General features: G+C 70.8%; 17 protein-coding genes. 11 read left to right on the top strand and 6 right to left on the bottom strand.

Features of this window, described 5'->3' with window-relative positions; genetic code table 11:
• Window positions 1-6 precede the first annotated feature (6 nt).
• A complete protein-coding gene (locus tag IOD14_RS03405) occupies window positions 7-600 on the bottom strand; it encodes a rhomboid family intramembrane serine protease (protein ID WP_212673190.1) in 594 nt (197 codons plus the stop codon).
• Between the two features lie 92 nt (window positions 601-692).
• Between IOD14_RS03405 and IOD14_RS03410 the strand changes: the two genes are divergently transcribed.
• From IOD14_RS03410 to IOD14_RS03435, 6 genes are all read left to right on the top strand, one after another.
• Window positions 693-1,376 carry a UbiX family flavin prenyltransferase gene (locus IOD14_RS03410; protein WP_123990983.1) on the top strand — a complete coding sequence of 228 codons (684 nt, stop codon included), beginning with the start codon at window positions 693-695 and terminating at the stop codon, window positions 1,374-1,376.
• 125 nt (window positions 1,377-1,501) lie between these two features.
• Window positions 1,502-1,957, top strand: a complete 456-nt coding sequence (locus IOD14_RS03415; protein ID WP_123990984.1) for an Lrp/AsnC family transcriptional regulator — start codon at window positions 1,502-1,504, stop codon at window positions 1,955-1,957.
• Between the two features lie 49 nt (window positions 1,958-2,006).
• Complete coding sequence (gene mqnE / locus IOD14_RS03420; protein WP_123990985.1) at window positions 2,007-3,170, top strand: aminofutalosine synthase MqnE; 1,164 nt, start codon at window positions 2,007-2,009, stop codon at window positions 3,168-3,170.
• 43 nt (window positions 3,171-3,213) lie between these two features.
• A complete protein-coding gene (locus tag IOD14_RS03425) occupies window positions 3,214-3,738 on the top strand; it encodes a GNAT family N-acetyltransferase (RefSeq protein ID WP_123990986.1) in 525 nt (174 codons plus the stop codon).
• 75 nt (window positions 3,739-3,813) lie between these two features.
• Window positions 3,814-4,125 (top strand): DUF4229 domain-containing protein, encoded by a 312-nt coding sequence (locus tag IOD14_RS03430; protein WP_123990987.1) that lies wholly within the window; start codon window positions 3,814-3,816, stop codon window positions 4,123-4,125.
• 46 nt (window positions 4,126-4,171) lie between these two features.
• Window positions 4,172-4,873: a TetR/AcrR family transcriptional regulator gene (locus IOD14_RS03435; RefSeq protein ID WP_123990988.1), complete on the top strand. Its 702-nt coding sequence runs from the start codon at window positions 4,172-4,174 to the stop codon at window positions 4,871-4,873.
• 44 nt (window positions 4,874-4,917) lie between these two features.
• Here the strand turns inward: IOD14_RS03435 and IOD14_RS03440 are convergent, their stop codons facing one another.
• Both IOD14_RS03440 and IOD14_RS03445 read right to left on the bottom strand, forming a co-directional pair.
• Complete coding sequence (locus IOD14_RS03440) at window positions 4,918-5,745, bottom strand: MaoC/PaaZ C-terminal domain-containing protein (RefSeq protein WP_212673191.1); 828 nt, start codon at window positions 5,743-5,745, stop codon at window positions 4,918-4,920.
• A 320-nt stretch (window positions 5,746-6,065) separates the two neighbouring features.
• Complete coding sequence (locus IOD14_RS03445; RefSeq protein ID WP_212669619.1) at window positions 6,066-7,346, bottom strand: 3-oxoacyl-ACP reductase; 1,281 nt, start codon at window positions 7,344-7,346, stop codon at window positions 6,066-6,068.
• 88 nt (window positions 7,347-7,434) lie between these two features.
• On the opposite strand from IOD14_RS03445, the gene IOD14_RS03450 reads away from it, so the two are divergent.
• The 3 genes from IOD14_RS03450 (at window position 7,435) to IOD14_RS03460 (ending at window position 13,262) form a co-directional block, all read left to right on the top strand.
• Window positions 7,435-8,706 (top strand): acetyl-CoA C-acetyltransferase, encoded by a 1,272-nt coding sequence (locus IOD14_RS03450; protein ID WP_123990990.1) that lies wholly within the window; start codon window positions 7,435-7,437, stop codon window positions 8,704-8,706.
• Between the two features lie 219 nt (window positions 8,707-8,925).
• Window positions 8,926-10,839, top strand: coding sequence for an AMP-dependent synthetase/ligase (locus IOD14_RS03455; protein ID WP_123990991.1), 1,914 nt, complete (start codon window positions 8,926-8,928; stop codon window positions 10,837-10,839).
• Window positions 10,840-10,973: 134 nt separating this feature from the next.
• A complete protein-coding gene (locus tag IOD14_RS03460) occupies window positions 10,974-13,262 on the top strand; it encodes an MFS transporter (RefSeq protein ID WP_249125816.1) in 2,289 nt (762 codons plus the stop codon).
• A 34-nt stretch (window positions 13,263-13,296) separates the two neighbouring features.
• Here IOD14_RS03460 and IOD14_RS03465 read toward each other — a convergent pair whose 3' ends face one another.
• From IOD14_RS03465 to IOD14_RS03475, 3 genes are read right to left on the bottom strand one after another with little or no spacing between them, the layout of a single operon-like run.
• On the bottom strand, window positions 13,297-14,898 hold the full coding sequence (locus tag IOD14_RS03465; protein ID WP_212669621.1) for a peptide-N4-asparagine amidase: 1,602 nt from the start codon (window positions 14,896-14,898) through the stop codon (window positions 13,297-13,299).
• Between the two features lie 41 nt (window positions 14,899-14,939).
• Complete coding sequence (locus IOD14_RS03470; protein WP_212669622.1) at window positions 14,940-15,149, bottom strand: DUF397 domain-containing protein; 210 nt, start codon at window positions 15,147-15,149, stop codon at window positions 14,940-14,942.
• Window positions 15,146-16,000, bottom strand: a complete 855-nt coding sequence (locus IOD14_RS03475) for a helix-turn-helix transcriptional regulator (RefSeq protein WP_212669623.1) — start codon at window positions 15,998-16,000, stop codon at window positions 15,146-15,148. Before IOD14_RS03475 ends, IOD14_RS03470 begins: the two co-directional genes overlap by 4 nt.
• A gap of 117 nt (window positions 16,001-16,117) precedes the next feature.
• On the opposite strand from IOD14_RS03475, the gene IOD14_RS03480 reads away from it, so the two are divergent.
• Entirely contained in the window at window positions 16,118-16,540 is a 423-nt protein-coding gene (locus tag IOD14_RS03480) for an ATP-binding protein (protein ID WP_123990996.1), read from the top strand.
• Between the two features lie 43 nt (window positions 16,541-16,583).
• Window positions 16,584-17,192 carry an SMI1/KNR4 family protein gene (locus tag IOD14_RS03485; RefSeq protein WP_212669624.1) on the top strand — a complete coding sequence of 203 codons (609 nt, stop codon included), beginning with the start codon at window positions 16,584-16,586 and terminating at the stop codon, window positions 17,190-17,192.
• Window positions 17,193-17,200: the final 8 nt, after the last annotated feature.

Genomic DNA, 17,200 nt, shown 5'->3' on the forward strand with positions numbered 1-17,200 from the left:
GCGCCGCTAGGCGGGTTCGGGCGTCCGGCGCTTGAACACGAACGCCGTCGCCACTCCCGCCACCAGGCCCAGCAGGTGCCCCTGCCAGCTGACGCCCGACTGCGTGGGCGCCAGGCCCATGAGTATCGACGTGCCCCAGACGGCACCGACCAGCAGACCCACCAGCACCCCCAGCGGGCGGCGCTCCACGAAGCCGCTCACCACCAAGTAGCCGAACAGGCCGAAGATCAGGCCCGACGCGCCCGCCGTGTTGGTGTGGGCCGGGGCGATGAGCCAGACGCCCAGGCCGTCGGCGACGATGATCAGGGCGCAGACGGCGGCGAACCGGCGGAGGCCGCCCAGGGCCGCCAGGAAGCCCATGACCAGCAGCGGGACGCTGTTCGCGGCGACATGGGCGAAGCCGAAGTGGATGAACGCGGCCGGCACGACGTCGACCAGCTCGGACGGGGTGCGGGGTGTGATGCCGAGGCTGTCGAGAGCGTGGCCGCTCGCCACGTCCACCACTTCCAGCAGCCACAGCAGGGCGACCCAGCCCACCATCAGCTTGGCCGCCGCCTTCGCACGATCACCGCGCGACCACTCGAGTTCCTTGCCGACCATGGCAACCCCCAGCACTCACTCATCCCCTCACGGGGAACGACCGGACCCCCTTGGCCGGTTCCCACCCTGCGTCGCCGGATAGGCTCGGGGGTGTGAACCCAGTCAAGCCAGGAGAGACGCGGCGTACGCCTTGGATCGTAGGGGTGTCCGGCGCCTCCGGCACCCCGTATGCCGCGTCCGTGCTGCGCGCGCTGCTCGCCGCCGGCGAGAGCGTCGACCTGGTGGTCTCCCGCGCCTCGCGGCTCACCCTCCTGGACGAGACGGGGATCTCGTTCCGGGACGCGCACTGGCGCGAGGACCTGCGGGAATGGCTGGCCCGTGGAGCGGACGGCAAGCCCGGCACCTTCGAGGCGGACATCGCCGCCGTGCGGTACTGGAACGCCGGGGACCTGGCCGCGGGGCCGTCCTCGGGGTCGTATCCGAGCAAGGGGATGCTGATCGTCCCCGCCTCCACCGCCTGTGTCGCCGGTGTCGCCCTCGGGCTGTCCAAGGACCTGTTGCAGCGGGCCGCGAGCGTGACGCTGAAGGAGCGGCGGCCGCTGGTCGTGGCCGTGCGGGAGACCCCCCTGAACGGCCAGACCCTCCGGCACCTCGTCGCGCTCGACGATGCCGGCGCGAGCGTGGTCCCGGCCTCGCCGGGCTTCTACGCGGGCGCCACCCACATCCAGGACCTGGTGGACTTCGTCGCCGGACGGGTGCTGGACGCGGCGGGCGTGGGACACGGCCTGTACCGGCGCTGGCAGGGCGAACTGGGCGGCGGCACGTCGGGTCACTAGGGCATGCGGGTCACCGGGGCCGGCGGGCAGCAAAGCCGGCGGGTCACGGGAGCAAGCGGGTCATCAGAGCAAGCGGCAGTACCTCTCATCACTTCGGGAACTTCTCAGCGGAAGGCTTCGATCGCATGGACGCGGTGGACAGGCAGCTCATCCAGGCCCTGAGGGAGAACGGCCGGGCCTCCTACGCGGAGCTGGGGCGCCTCGTCGGTCTGTCGGGACCCAGCGTCACCGACCGCATCAACCGGCTGGAGGCGGCCGGGGTCATCACCGGCTATCGCGCCACCGTCGACGCCGCCTCGCTCGGCCTCGGCGTCACCGCGCTGATCGGCATCTCGCTGTCCGACGCGGTCGACCACGAGGACGTGGCACGCCGGCTGCGGGACCTCACCGAGATCGAGGACTGCTGGTTCATCGCGGGCGACGACTCGTACATGCTGAAGGTCCGGGCCTCGGACGTCGACGGCCTGGAGAAGATCATCCGGCGGCTGTCCGGGACCGAGGGGGTCTCCCGGACCCGTACCACGATCGTGCTCTCCACGAAGTGGGAGAACCGGGTCGGAGAGCTGCCCGAAGAGGCGTAGGGGCAAGGACGTACGGTTGTCGGAGTCGTCGGAGAAAGGTGTGACCCCCATGGACGTCGGGCTCAAGCGCGAGCTGGAGGAGAAGGTCCGGGCCGGTGAACGGCTGACCCGCGAGGACGGCATCGCGCTGTACGAGTCGGACGACCTGGCCTGGCTCGGCGGCCTCGCGCACGAGGTGCGGACGCGGAAGAACGGCGACGTCGTCCACTTCAACGTCAACCGGCACCTCAACATGACCAACGTGTGCACGGCGTCCTGCGCCTACTGCTCCTTCCAGCGCAAGCCGGGCGAGAAGGACGCGTACACGATGCGCATCGAGGAGGCGGTGAAGCTCGCCAAGGCGATGGAGGGCGAGAATCTCACCGAGCTGCACATCGTCAACGGACTGCACCCGAACCTGCCGTGGCGCTACTACCCGCGCTCGCTGCGGGAGCTCAAGGCGGCCCTCCCGAACGTCTCGCTGAAGGCCTTCACGGCGACGGAGATCCACCACTTCGAGACGATCTCCGGGATGTCCGCCTCCGAGATCCTCGACGAGCTGATCGACGCGGGCCTGGAGTCCCTCACCGGCGGCGGCGCGGAGATCTTCGACTGGGAGGTCCGCCAGCACATCGTGGACCACCGCACCCACTGGGAGGACTGGTCCCGGATCCACCGCCTGGCGCACGAGAAGGGTCTGAAGACCCCGAGCACCATGCTGTACGGCCACATCGAGGAACCCCGCCACCGCGTGGACCACGTCCTGCGGCTGCGTGAGCTCCAGGACGAGACCGGCGGCTTCCAGGTCTTCATCCCGCTGCGCTACCAGCACGACTTCGTGGACGTGAAGGACGGGAAGGTCAGGAACCGCCTTCAGGCCCGCACGCAGATGGCGACCGGCGCCGAGGCGCTGAAGACCTTCGCGGTCTCCCGCCTGCTCTTCGACAACGTCCCGCACGTCAAGGTCTTCTGGGTCATGCACGGCGTCCAGACCGCGCAGCTGGCCCTCCAGCACGGCGCCGACGACATGGACGGCTCGGTGGTCGAGTACAAGATCACCCATGACGCGGACAACTACGGCACGCCGAACAAGCTGACGCGCGAGGACCTGCTGGACCTCATCCGCGACGCGGGCTTCCGCCCGGTGGAGCGCAACACGCGCTACGAGATCATCCGCGAGTACGACGGCCCGGACGCGGGACGCCGGGAGGCACCGCAGCCGATGCGGGTGTGAGCAGCCACCCGTGACCGAGGGATGTAAGGGCTACGATCATCCCGTGGCCCTTACTTTCACCCTCGACCCCTCCGTGACGCCCGAACTGCGGGACGGCATCCTCGACCTGTGGACGGACGTCAGCAACGCGGGCGGTGCCGTCGGGTTCGTCCCGCCCGTGGACCGCGAGACCGTCCGCCCCGAGCTGGTCAAGCACTTCGCGGCGATGGCGGACGGCCGCACTCGGCTGCTCGTGGGACGGGACACCGAGGGCCGGGTGGCCGCAGCCGTGTTCCTCGCCTTCAACACGCACCGGCTGATGACCCACTGGCTCTGGCTGTACACCGTGATGGTGCACCCCCGTCACCAGGGCAAGGGCTACGGCCGTGACCTGCTCGGCGCCGCCGCGGACGCGGCCCGCGGGATCGACGGCATCGAGGCGATACGGCTCACCTGCCGCGGCGGCCTCGGTCTGGAGCGCTTCTACGGCTCCTGCGGCTACAAGGAGGTCGGCCGCATACCGGATGCCATACGGGTCGCTCCAGGGGACGACCGTGACGACGTGATCATGCTGCTGCCGCTCGCCTGACCCCCGTCGAAGATCGGGTGCCCGGCGTGCTTCACTGGACGGTGCCCCTTTTTGGAACCGGAAGAGTGGATTGACATGCTCCGCTACACGCTGATGCGCCTCGGGATCTTCGTGGGCTGCCTCGTGGTCGTCTGGGGCCTCGTCTACTCCGGACTCGCCCCGCGCGGCCTCGGCGACTCCAACGGCATGTGGATCGTCCTGCTCTCCCTGCTGCTCTCGGCCCCCATCAGCTTCGTGGTCCTGCGCAAGGAGCGCGACCGCGCCTCCATCCAGGTCGTCCAGCGCGTCGACCGCATGAAGGCCAACCTGGAGGCGAACCGCAGCCAGGAGGACGAGGCCGTGGACGAGGCCACTCCCTCCCAGGGCCAGGCCCCGCAGACATCCTGAGCCCAACGCCCGCGCCCTGGCGCCCGCGTGACCGTACGCTTTGGGCATGGGTGTCGTGAAGAGCAAGCGGATGCCGCGTGCCGTGCGGGAGCAGCAGATGCTGGACGCCGCTGTGCAGATCTTCGGCCAGCGCGGGTACATGGCCGCGTCGATGGACGAGATCGCCGAACTCGCCGGTGTGTCCAAGCCGTTGGTCTACCTGTACCTGAACTCCAAGGAAGACCTCTTCACCGCGTGCATCCGCCGGGAGGCGGCCGCGCTCACCGAGGCCGTGCGGACCGGGGTGCGGACCGATCTGCCCGCCGACCGGCAGCTCTGGGACGGGCTGCTGGCCTTCTTCACGCACACCTCGCAGCACCCGTACGGCTGGTCCGTGCTGCATCTCCAGGCCCGTATCCACGGTGAGGCGTTCGCCGCCGAGGTCACCGCGATGCGCGAGGAGATCGTCGCGTTCGTGACCCACCTGATCGTGGTCGCGGCCCGTGAGGCGCACCGCGACCCCGATCTGCCCGAGGGTGAGGTCGCCGGTCTCGCCGAGGCGCTCGTCGGCGCCGCCGAGTCCCTCGCCGCGTGGGCCAACGCGACCGCGGGCGTGACGGCGCGGCAGTCGGCGGCGACGCTGATGAACTTCGCGTGGGCCGGTCTCGGAAACCTGATGGAGGGGCGGCCGTGGACCCTCCAGGACCCGCCCGCCCCGGCCGCACCCGCTCAGGACCGGCAGCCCGCGCCCTCCGTGGCGGCCGGCTGACCGCGTCCTCCTTGCCAGTCGGCTGACCGCGAGGCGCGCCCACCTCAGGCCAGCGCGTACACGCCCCCGCTCACATGCACGCGGTCCCCGCCGCACAGTTCGAACCGCTCCCCGTCCGCCGCGTACGTCACCGTCCCCGGCAGCAGTACCGGCGCCCTGAACTCGGCCCGCACCAGCACCGCTTGAGGTGTGCCGTGGGCCGCGAGGCAGCGGGCCACCGTCCACATGCCGTGCGCGATCGCCCGCGGGAAGCCGAAGAGGCGGGCCGTGAGCGGGTACAGGTGGATCGGGTTGCGGTCACCGGACGCGGCGGCGTAACGCCGTCCGATGTCCCCGGCCAGCCGCCACTCGGCGACTCCGGGCAAGGGGCCGTGCTTCTCCCGCTCCGGCTCCGCTGCGGTCCCCTCCGTGCGGTGCCGGGCCAGATACGTGCTCACCGACTCCCATACGACGTCGTCGCCCACCCGCAGCTCGGTGACCACGGAGACCTCCGTACCGCGTCGGTGCGGCGCCAAGCCGTCTACGTACACGGTGAGTTCGTACTCGCCGGTGGCCGGCAGCTCCCGGTACCGGGTGATCTCGATCGACGTGTGCACGAGCCCGAGCAGCGGCAGCGGGAAGTCCCGCCGGCTCATCAGACTCATGGCCAGGGGAAAGCCCAGCACATGCGGGTACGTCACCGGCAGCGCGTCCTCCCCGGTCGGGAACCCGCACACCCGCTCGTAGGCGGCCAGCCGCCCCAGGTCCACCCGCAGCCGGGGCAGCACCAGCCGGGTCCTCGGGAACTCCCCGTTGGCCGAGGGCCGCTTGAAGGGGGAACGCAGGGCGCCCACGACGAGGAGGGGGATGAGGGAGGGCACCCGCCCGAGCACGACCCGCGAACCGTCGCCGACGGGCGAGGGGGAGGGGCGGCCGGACGGGTCTTGGCGAGTGCCTCGGCTGGATGGGGTCTCGCGGGTGCCTCGGCCGGTGGAGCTCGCGCGGGAGTCGCCGTCGGCGGAGTCCTCGTGGGAGTCGCCGGCAACGGAGTCCTCGTCGTGTGCTCCGCCGGGGCCGTCGAGGGGCGTGGCCTCGTGGTCCGCTCCGGCGGGTCCCCGGACCTCGTCGCGCACTCCGTCGGCGCCCCCCGCTTCCGCGTCACCCCCGTCGGCCCCCGGCCCCCCGGTCCGCCTGCCGTCCGGTCGTATCTCCATCACGCCCCCAACAGGCTCTGGCCGCACACCCGGACGACCTGGCCGTTCACCGCGCCGGACGCGGGATGCGCCAGCCACGCCGTCGTCTCGGCCACGTCGATGGGCAGTCCGCCCTGGCCGAGGGAGTTCATCCGCCGCCCGGCCTCGCGGATGAACAGCGGGATCGCCGCCGTCATCCTCGTCTCGATGAACCCCGGGGCGACCGCGTTGACGGTGACCCCGAACCGGTCCCGCGCCCGGGGCGCCAGGGAGCGCACCAGCCCGACGACTCCGGCCTTGCTCGCGCCGTAGTTGGTCTGCCCGGCGTTCCCCGCGAGCCCCGCGATGGACGCGGTGGCGACGATCCGCCCGCCCCGCCGCAGCGTGCCCGACTCCAGCAGGGCGTCCGTCGTGCGCAGCACGCTCGCCAGGTTCACCTCGAGCACCGAACTCCAGCGGTCCGCGGGCATGTTGACCAGCCGTCGGTCACGGGTGATCCCCGCGTTGTGGACCAGCACGTCCAGCCCGTCCGGCAGCGCCTCGGCGATCCGCCCGCCCGCGTCCGCGGCCGTGATGTCCAGCGCGAGCGCACTGCCTCCGAGCCGCTCGGCCAGCCGCTCGGCGTCCGCCGAGGCCCCGGGCACATCGAGTACGACCACCCGCGCCCCGTCCCTCGCCAGCGTCTCGGCGACCGCCGCGCCGATGCCCCGCGCACCGCCGGTCACCAGGGCCGTCCGCCCGGCGAGCGGGGAGTCCCGGTCGACGTCGGCCTCCTGGGCCTCCCCGACCTCGATGACCTGACCGCTGACGTAGGCCGACCTGGGGGAGAGCAGGAAACGCAGGGTCGACTCGGCCGCGACCATGTCGGTCAGCCGTACGAGATTGACCGTTCTGCCCCGCCCGATCTCCTTGCCGAGCGAGCGGGTGAACCCCTCCAGCGCCTGCTGGGCGGCGGCCTGGTGGTGATCCACGGAAGAGAGCGGCGCCCCCAGGACGACGACCCGCCCGCTCGCGGCGACCGACCGCACGACGGGGTGCAGTGCCGCGTGCACCTCGGCCAGGTCCTCGACGTCCCGCACCCCGGTGGCGTCGAGGAGGACCGCGGCGGGTGTGTCCCCGGGGGAGGCGAGGTCGGCTCCGGCGAGCAGCGACTTCCCCGCCGTCAGATGCAGTACCCCGCCCTCGAGCTCCGGGGTCTCCGGTGACCAGCGGCGCAGCACCGTCGGCTGGGGCAGCCCCAGGCGGCGGGTGAGGAACCGACCCGGCGCGGTTCCGGTGAAGCTCAGATAGCGGTCGGCCATGTCCATCTCCCGGGTCGGTCGTAGTTTCCTTACTCTGGAGTAAGGTTACCGTAGGTAAGTCGATTTCAGAGGTGAGGAGCTGGTGGAGATGAACCCCCTGAAACCGCCGGTCGCCCGGCGTGTGGCGGTCGTCGCCGGTGCCCGCGTGCCCTTCGCCCGCTCGGACGGCCCGTACGCGACCGCCTCGAACCAGGAGATGCTCACCGCCGCCCTCGACGCCCTCGTGGAGCGGCACGGACTGCAGGAGCCGGGCGCCGTGGGGGAGTTCGTCGCCGGTGCCGTCCTCAAGCACAGCCGCGACTTCAACCTCGCCCGCGAGACCGTCCTCGGCTCGAAGCTGGACCCGCGCACCCCGGCGTACGACATCCAGCAGGCCTGCGGGACCGGCCTCCAGGCCGTCATCGCCGCCGCCAACAAGATCGCCCTGGGGCAGACGGAGTCCGCGATCGCGGGCGGCGCGGACACCGCGAGCGACGCGCCCCTCGGCGTCAACGACAACCTGCGCCGCATCCTGCTGGAGGCCCGGCGCGCGAAATCGGCCGGCGCCAGGCTGCGGGCACTCGCGCGCATCAGGCCGGGCCACCTGGTCCCCGACATCCCGCGCAACGCCGAGCCCCGCACCGGACTGTCGATGGGCGAGCACGCCGCCGTCACCGCCGCCGCCTGGGGAGTGACCCGGGAGGACCAGGACGAACTCGCGGCGACGAGTCACCAGCGGTTGGCGGCGGCCTACGAGCGGGATTTCTTCCGGGAGTTGGTGGTCCCGTTCCGGGGGCTGGCCCGCGACCAGAACCTGCGCCCCGACTCGACGCCCGAGAAGCTCGCCGCGCTCAAGCCGGTGTTCGGCGTCAAGGACGCCAACCCCACCATGACCGCCGGGAATTCGACCCCGCTGACGGACGGCGCCGCGGTCGTCCTGCTGGCCTCGGAGGAGTGGGTGAAGGCGCGCGGCCTGGAGGTGTCGGCCTACCTCACGGCGTACGAGACGGCGGCCGTGGACTTCGTCGACGGGGAGGAGGGCCTGCTCATGGCCCCCGCCCACGCGGTCCCCCGCATGCTGGAGCGGGCGGGCCTCGGCATGGACGACTTCGATCTCGTCGAGATCCACGAGGCCTTCGCCTCCCAGGTCCTGGCGACCCTCGCGGCCTGGGAGAAGCGGGGCCTGGCCCCGGTGGACCGGGACCGGCTCAACGTCGCCGGGTCCTCCCTCGCCACCGGACACCCCTTCGCCGCGACCGGCGCGCGGATCGTGGCCACGCTCGCGAAGCTGCTGGCCGAGCGGGAGGGTCCGGGCCGCGGGCTGATCTCGGTGTGCGCGGCGGGCGGACAGGGGGTGACGGCGATCCTGGAGCGGCCGTAGGCGTAGACAGCTGACAAACTCTCACTTTGCGGTCGAGGTTGCACAGTCCCGGCTCCGGACCATCAACGAACGCGCACAGGCTCACCACTTGAGCCACTTAGGATCACCGTCCTAACCCCAGGTAACCCTTCCAGGCGCACTCGCGGGTGAACGCCCCGGTACGTCCCCTGCGTACCTCATGCAGGAGCGGTACCGAGCTGCACGTCCCAGGAGTTGACCATGTCCCTCTCGTACGTGTCCGGTCACGACTACGACGGCGCCCCCGTGCTCGTGGAACCCGAGATCGTGCGACTGGACGGTGAGGTCCGCGAGGTGTCGGTGCCGCCGTTGGTCCCGCCGGTGACCCACGGTTCGCTGGCCGACCTGCCGTTCGACAACGCGGAGGCGGCGCCGGAGCAGCGGGTGATGAGCCGCCGTACGGAGGACGGCCGTTGGGTCGACCTCACGGCGGCGGAGTTCGCGCGGCAGGTGCTGGCCGTCGCGAAGGGCTTGATCTCCGAGGGCCTGATGCCGGGCGACCGGGTCGCGATCATGGCGCGCACGACGTACGAGTGGACGCTCCTCGACTTCGCCGCCTGGGCGGCGGGTCTGGTGACGGTCCCCATCTACCCCACGTCCTCCGTCTTCCAGACCCGGTTCATCCTCCAGGACTCCGGCGCGGTCGCCCTGGTGACGGAGACGGCCGGACAGGCCGCCGCCCTCGGCCCCGAACTCAGCCGCCTCCCGGACCTGCGTCACATGTGGGTCATGGAGAAGGGCCATGTGGAACGCCTGGGAGAGCTCGGCCAGGCCGTCCCCGACCAGGAGATCGGCGTCCGGCGCGGCATGCTGGGCCCGGGCACGGTCGCCACCGTCGTCTACACCTCCGGCACCACCGGCCGCCCCAAGGGCTGTGTCCTCAGCCACGGCAACTTCCTCGCCGAGATCGACAACGCGATCGAACTCCTCTACCCGGTCTTCAAGTCGAAGTCGGACGACGACCTCGCGACCCTCCTCTTCCTGCCCATCTCGCACGTCTTCGGCCGGATGGTCGCCATCGCCTGTGTGCGCGCCCGTGTCCGCCTCGGCCACGCGCCGAGCCTCCAGGCCGAGGATCTGCTGGCCGACCTGGGCAGCTTCAAGCCGACCTTCCTCCTCGTGATCCCCTACATGCTGGAGAAGGTCTTCAACAACGCCCGGGCCAAGGCGGAGACCGGCGGCCGGGTCACCGTCTTCGACCGCGCGACCAACGTGGCCGTCCGCTACGGCGAGGCGATGGAGTCCCGCCACGCGGGCACCGGCTCCGGCCCGGGCGCGGCCCTGAAGGCGGCCCGCACCTTCTACGACCCGCTCGTCTTCCGCCGTATCCGCAACGCCATGGGCGGCCGCATCCGGCACATCATCTCCGGCGGCTCCCCGCTCGGCCGCCGCCTCGCCGCCTTCTACGCGGGCGCGGGCATGGAGATCTACGAGGGCTACGGCCTGACGGAGTCGACCGGGGCCGCGACCTGCACCCCGCCCCTCAAGCCCCGCCTGGGCACGGTCGGCTGGCCCATCCCGGGCACCCGGATCCGCATCGCGGCCGACGGGGAGATCCTGCTGCACGGCGGCCAGGTGTTCCGCGGCTACTGGGACCCCTACGGCGAGGGGGTGGCCCCCGCCTCGGCCGACGGCTGGTTCCCGACCGGCGACATCGGGCAGCTGGACGACGAGGGCTATCTGACGATCACGGGCCGCAAGAAGGAGATCCTGATCACCGCCGGCGGCAAGAACGTCGCCCCGGCCCCGCTGGAGAACTGGCTGCGCTCGCACCCCCTGATCTCCCAGTGCATGGTCCTCGGCGACCGCCGCCCCTACATCTCGGCCCTGATCAGCCTGGACATGGACGGCGTCAACCACTGGCGCCAGATGAACGGCAAGCACCCCGTCCCCGCCGAACTCCTGGTCGGCGACGAGGAGTTGCGGAGCGTCCTGCAACGCGCGGTGGACGAGGCGAACAAGATGGTCTCCCGCCCCGAGTCCATCCGCCGCTTCACCATCCTCCCGACCGACTTCACCGAGGCGGCCGGCCATCTGACCCCGTCGATGAAACTGCGCCGGGAAGCGGTCATGCGGGACTTCGCGGGGGAGATCGAAGGGCTCTACGAGCGCTGAGCGCCCCGATAGGTGCAGAACCCATGAAGACGTTTGCGTCGCGTTGCAACTGTGGCCTAGGTTAGGTGTACGAAACGGTTTCGGACCGATCCATGGGGTCCGAGCGATCCGAGCCCCATGAGGGGAGCACCATCGTGGAAGCCATTCCGGCAGCCACCGCCCAGGCCGTGCCGTCCGGCCACTCCCACGCCCCGTCGAAGCACCGGTGGTGGGCGCTGGCCGTGATCGGCCTCGCCCAGCTCATGGTCGTGCTCGACGCCACGATCGTGAACATCGCGCTGCCGTCCGCGCAGCAGGACCTGGGCTTCGACAACAACGGCCGGCAGTGGATCGTCACCGCCTACTCCCTGGCCTTCGGCAGCCTGCTGCTGCTCGGCGGCCGCCTCGCCGACCTCTTCGGCCGCAAGACGACCTTCATCGTCGGCATCGTCGGCTTCGCCGCCGCCTCCGCGGTGGGCGGCGCGGCCAACGGCTTCACCATGCTGGTCGTCGCGCGTGCGGTGCAGGGCCTGTTCGGCGCCCTGCTCGCCCCGGCGGCCCTGTCCCTGCTGACGACGACGTTCACCGAACCCAAGGAACGCGCCCGGGCGTTCGGCATCTTCGGTGCCATCGCCGGTTCCGGCGCGGCCGTCGGTCTGGTCCTCGGCGGTCTGCTCACCGAGTACCTGGACTGGCGCTGGACCCTGTACGTCAACGACGTCATCGCGGTACTCGCGCTGATCGGCGCGATCGTCTTCATCGGCCGCTCCGTCCCGGCCGAACGGCCCCGCCTCGACATCCCGGGCGTGGTCCTGGTCTCCGGCGGTCTCTTCGGCGTCGTCTACGGCTTCGCCAACGCGGAGACGCACGACTGGGACAACTGGATGACCTGGGGCTTCCTCGCCGCGGGCGGGGTCCTGCTGGTCGCGTTCTTCCTCTGGCAGGCCCGCGCGAAGCACCCCGTGCTGCCGCTGCGGGTCCTCGCCGACCGCGACCGTGCCGCCGCCCTGTCGACCATCCTCATCTCGTCCGCCGGAATGTTCGGCGTCTTCCTCTTCCTGACCTACTACCTCCAGTCGACCCTGGGCTATTCACCGGTCAAGAACGGCGTGGCCTTCCTGCCGATGGTGGGCGCGCTGATGGTGATGGCGCAGCTGTCCACCAACTGGCTGGTGCCGAGGATCGGCCCCAAGATCGTCGTACCCGTCGGCATGCTGGTGGCCGCGGGCGGCATGGTCTGGCTGACCCGGCTCGGCCTCGACAGCAGCTACGCCGCCCATGTGCTGCCGCCGCTTCTGCTGCTCGGCGCGGGGCTCGGCATGTCGATGCCCGCGGCGATGAGCTACGCCACCCTCGGGGTGGCGGCGAACGACCAGGGCGTGGCCTCCGCTGCCCTCAACACCACCCAGCAGGTGGGTGGTTCGATCAGCACCGCGCTGCTGAACACCCTGGCCGCCACCGCCGCCACGAACTACGCGAAGGACCACCTGTCCGACCCGCTGGTCAAGGCGAACGCGGCCCTGCACAGCTACGAGGTCGCCTACTGGTGGTCGGCGGGCTTCTTCGCCGTCGGCGTGCTCATCACGGCGCTGCTGTTCCGCGCGAAGCGCAGGGAGACCGCGCCCGCGGAACAGGCCGAGGCACCGGCCCCCGCCCCCACGGTCACCGCTCCCACCATGGACACGGCGGCGCCCGTCATCCGCGGGCAGGTGCGCAACGGTACGGGCGCCCCCGTACCCCGCACCGCCCTCACCCTGCTCGACGGCTCCGGCCGCCAACTGGCCCGCGCCACCTCCGGAGAGGACGGCACGTACGCCCTGGCCACCGCCGAGCGCGGCAGCCTCGTCCTCATCGGCTCGGCGCCGGGCCACCAGCCGCAGGTCGCCACCCTGAGCGTGAACGGCGCGCCCGTCTCCCACGACCTCGTGATCCTGCCCAGCCCCGGCGGCCTCACCGGCACGGTGCGCGGCGGGGACGGCGAGCCCCTGCCCGGCGCGCTGGTGGTGGCCACCGACCAGCGCGGTGACGTGACGGCCTCCGCCACCGCCGGGACGGACGGCGGTTACCGGCTCGCTGACCTGCTGCCCGGCGACTACACGCTGAGCGTCAGCGCACCCGGCCACCGCCCGGTGGCCGTCCCCGCCGCCGTCTCCGCCGAGACCGCCCGCCTCGACATCGAGCTGACGGCCGCGGCGACCCTGCGGGGCACGGTCCACACCCCGGACGGACGCGCTTTGGACGATGCCCGGGTCACCCTGATCGACGCCGCGGGCAACGTCGTCGGGACGCGCACCACGAGCGTCGACGGCGGCTACGCCTTCACCGACCTGGCGAGCGAGCAGTACACGGTGATCGCCAGCGGATACCCGCCGGTGGCCACCCAGGTCACCGTGAACGGCAGCCAGGACGGGGTCGACCTCAGGCTGAGCCACAAGGAGGCGTAGGGAGGCGTAGGGACGTACGGGCTGCCGGTCCTCCTCAGCAGTCGCGTACGTCCTTCGTCAGCACCCCCTGTTCCGTCGCGAGCGTGTGGTCGTAGCAGCTGCCGGGGGCGCGGAGGCGGTACCGCTCGCTCGTGGTGGCGACCGCGTGCCGGTCCTCGCGGGCGACGCCCAGGGTGAACGTGGCGTCGCCCTGGTAGGTGTCGTCGATGCGGGTGGCGCCCGACCGGGCGTGGTCGCTGATGGACATGACGACCCGCAGCCGGTTGGCGCTGTCGATGGTGGCGCGGCCGTCGAGGGTGTAGGTGCGGTCGGTGCGGGACAAGTGGCCGTTGGACGTGACGAGTTGGTGATCGGTCCACGTGCCGGTCTGGTCGTCCGTGTTCTCGTCGGGTGTCCACTGGTGGTCGATCGCCGTGGTCAGGGTCCGCTCGACGGTCGTGGTGACCCGGCCGTGGGAGGTGTTCAGGTACCCGGTGACCTTCAGGTGGTCCTTGCCGGAGGTCACGAGGTGCCGCAGCGAGCCGTCGGTGAAGGTGTTGCCCACCGCGGGAGCGTCCTTCCTGTACGACGTCACGGCCCCCGTCACCACCGACTTGTGGGCGTCCTGCCACACCAGGACGTTGGTCGGCGCGCTCCACCCGGTCTGCCCGGCCGGCACTCCGACCACCTGGACGTCCACAGTGTGCGCCTTGCCGTCATTGAGGAGGCCCGCGAACGGGGTCAGGTCGAACGTCAGCGGCCGTACGTCGAAGGCGGTCGGGGACGGAATCACCGACCACAGGTAGGGCGACCAGCCGCCGGTCCACACGTTCGGGTAAGGCGACGCGATCCCGGCGACCTTCCCGTCGACGCTCACCTGCACCTCGCGGTACGGCCCGTCGTCGCCGCCCTGGCAGGAGTACGACGCGTTCGGGGTCGTGGCCGAGTACCAGAACTCCTCGCAGCCGCCGCCCGACCCGGTCGCGTACACCTCGGCGAGGATGCGCTCGGAGTTGCGGGGGACGGTGAGGGAGGCGCCGGTGGTGACGCTGTCCTGGTCGCTGAGCGGGATGACCTGGTCCGGGGCGGACGAGGCGCGGCCGGGCCCGGGGGCGTAGAAGGTGAGCGTCACCTTGACGTCCAGCACGCCCGTGTAAGTGTCGTTGACAACGTTGCCGATGAGCATGTCGACGGACTGCGCGCTGCTCAGCGTCTTCGCGTACTCGGTCACGTCCTTCTGGACCGACCAGTCGATGCCGTCCTGCGAGGGCTCAGGGGTGGACGTCCGGAACACCTGCACCCCGCCGATGTCGAGGTATCCCAGCCGGTCGTACTGGCGCCCCTTCACGTTCCCGTCCATCCGCAGCACGACCTTCGACCACCGGCCGGGCCTGCCGCAGCCGGTCGGAGGCGTGTACGTCCCCGTGTACGGCGTGAAGTCCTTGAACTGCGCCTCCGCGACCGTGACCGAACACGCCTTGGTGTGCGGGGTGCTGATCGGCGGGGCGGCGGTGACGGGGTCGTGGTAGTCGGTGCCGAACTCGACGGGGACCGTGGGGCCGCCGGCGGCCGCCGTGCCCGCCGCGAGGGTCAGTGAGGCGAGCGCGGCGGCGAGGACGGTGGCGGCCCGGCGCAGGGGAGGGTGAGGTCTTCTCATGCGCCGCAGTGAACCCGCGTCCCCCTCCTGTGACCAGAGGGTCAGGAGAGGTCTTGACCAATTCCAGTCTGTTCGCTGACCTTCGCGACGAAGGGGGCCCAGGCGGTGGGGGAGAGGGTGAGGTGAGGGCCGGTGGGGTGCTTGGAGTCGCGGAGGTGGATGGTGTGGGGGGTACGGGCGGCTTCCAGGCACTGGCCGCCCTCGCCGTCGCTGTAGCTCGACTTGAACCAGTTCAGCTTCTCTATGGTCATCGCTCTTCCAGCATCTTCTCGATGAAGGCCAGGGACTCGTGCGGGTTGAGGGCCTGAGCTCGGATGATCCCATAACGGGCGGCGAGGACGCGCACCTCTTCCCGGTCGGTGATCAACCGTGGGTAGCCCTGGATTTCCATGTACGCCACCTGCTCCCTTCCCTTGGGGATGAGCATCGTGAACGAGCCGCCCAGGCTGGGGTGTTCGTCCCGCCCTGTAGGCATCACCTGAAGCTGTACGTTCCGCATGCGCCCCACGTGCAGCAGCCGCCGAAGCTGACCCGCGTGCACGGCCGGACCGCCGATCGGCCGTTCCAGCACGGCCTGTTCGATGACGAAGCTGCACTCCGGCGGCGGCCACTTCTCGAAGAGCTGCTGACGGGAGAGCCGGTCGGCGACCCGCTTCTCGATGGTCTCCTCGTCCAGCGGCGGGTGCCGTTGCGTGAACACGGCCCGGGCGTAGTCCTCCGTCTGGAGCAGGCCCAGCACGCCCATGGTGCTGTAGTCGTAGAGGGAGACCGCCTCCGCCTCCAGCCCGGCATAGTTCCGGTACCACTCCGGATGCCGTGTCCGGGTCTTCGCCATGGCCTCCTCGACCTCCGGGAGGACCTCCTTCAACAGGCCCCCGGCATCGAGCAGTTCGTCCGCCTTCAGCAAGACCTCCGGCCGAAGGGTCCGCACTCCCCGCTCCATGGCGGAGACCGCGTCGGGGCCGTAGCCCACCAGCTCCCCGAACTCCTTCTGCGTGAGCCCCTTCCGCTCCCGCAAGAACTTCACCATCTTGCCCAGTGCGACGAACAACCCCGCCGTACCGTCCGCCTCCGCAGGCGTCTCCGGCCTCCGCTCACCCACGCGCCTCACCCCTCCCACGCGACAACCCGTACACCGAACCGACCGCACCCGTACAGATACTCAGCGTCGCCGAGTCGCACCTGGTCAGCGTAGAGACAAGCCAGCACGCTCAGTCACGTGAACGCCGAAATCTCCACCCCCACCGACGAACTGACCCAGCGTCTGAGCGCCACCCCACGAGGCGCCCGCCTGGCCCGCAGACTCACGGCCACCCAGCTCGCGGCATGGGGCCACCCCCACGACACCGAGGTGAACGACACCGCGCAGCACCTCGTCGCCGAACTCGCCGCCAACGCGGTGACCCACGGCCGCGTACCCGGAAGGGACTTCGAGCTGCGCCTCCTCAGGCTCCCGGAGAACACGCTCCGTATCGAGGTGAGTGATCCACGAGGCGACCGCCGGCTCCGGTACGTCAACGACGAGGACGGCGAACACGGCCGGGGCCTGATCCTCGTCACCCTCCTCGCCGACACCTGGGGCGTCACGGAGCGGGACGTCGGCAAGACGGTGTGGGCCGAGATGGGCCTCAGGGGGTCGTGAGAGTCTTCCTCCGGGACGAGGGATTCAGAAAGGACGTACCGATATGCCGCAGGTCGATGAAGTCGCCGCTGCATGGGAGCGCATCGTCGGTTGGCTCCGAAGGAATGCTCCGGCCAGTGCGGAGGCGCTTCGTCCCGGGGCCTCGGACGAGGAGATCGCGCGTCTGAACGAGGAGCTGGGATTCGACATCCCGGACGTTCTCGAGGTCTGGCTCCGCATGAACAACGGGAGTACCGCGAAGGATACGGAGAAGCCCATTCCAGGCGGGACGGCCCTCTTCCCGCACCGCGACTCGGTCATCTTCCCGGGCGGTATGCGGTTCCTCGGCTGCAAGGAAATCGCCGGACAGCACGCGGAGTATCTGTACATCGCCCGTGACATCGGGGACGACGACTACTGGAAGTCGCCGTGGATCCCCGTCATGGAGCAGAGCGACGCGCCGTACGGAATCATCCTGGACGCCCAGAACCCGTCCGGCCCGCCGCCTCTCCTGAGGTTCAGCGAGGGCGACTATCCGACCTCCTTCCTGCCGTCCCTCGGCGATTTCCTCCGGCCCCTGTCCGATCTGCTGGAGACCGGACAGGCGCCGGGGTCGGTCGTGGCGCACGAGCGATTCACCATCGCCGAGGGAAGGCTTCACTGGACGGACTGACCGGGATG

The organism is Streptomyces sp. A2-16 (genome assembly GCF_018128905.1).
Lineage (GTDB): Bacteria > Actinomycetota > Actinomycetes > Streptomycetales > Streptomycetaceae > Streptomyces.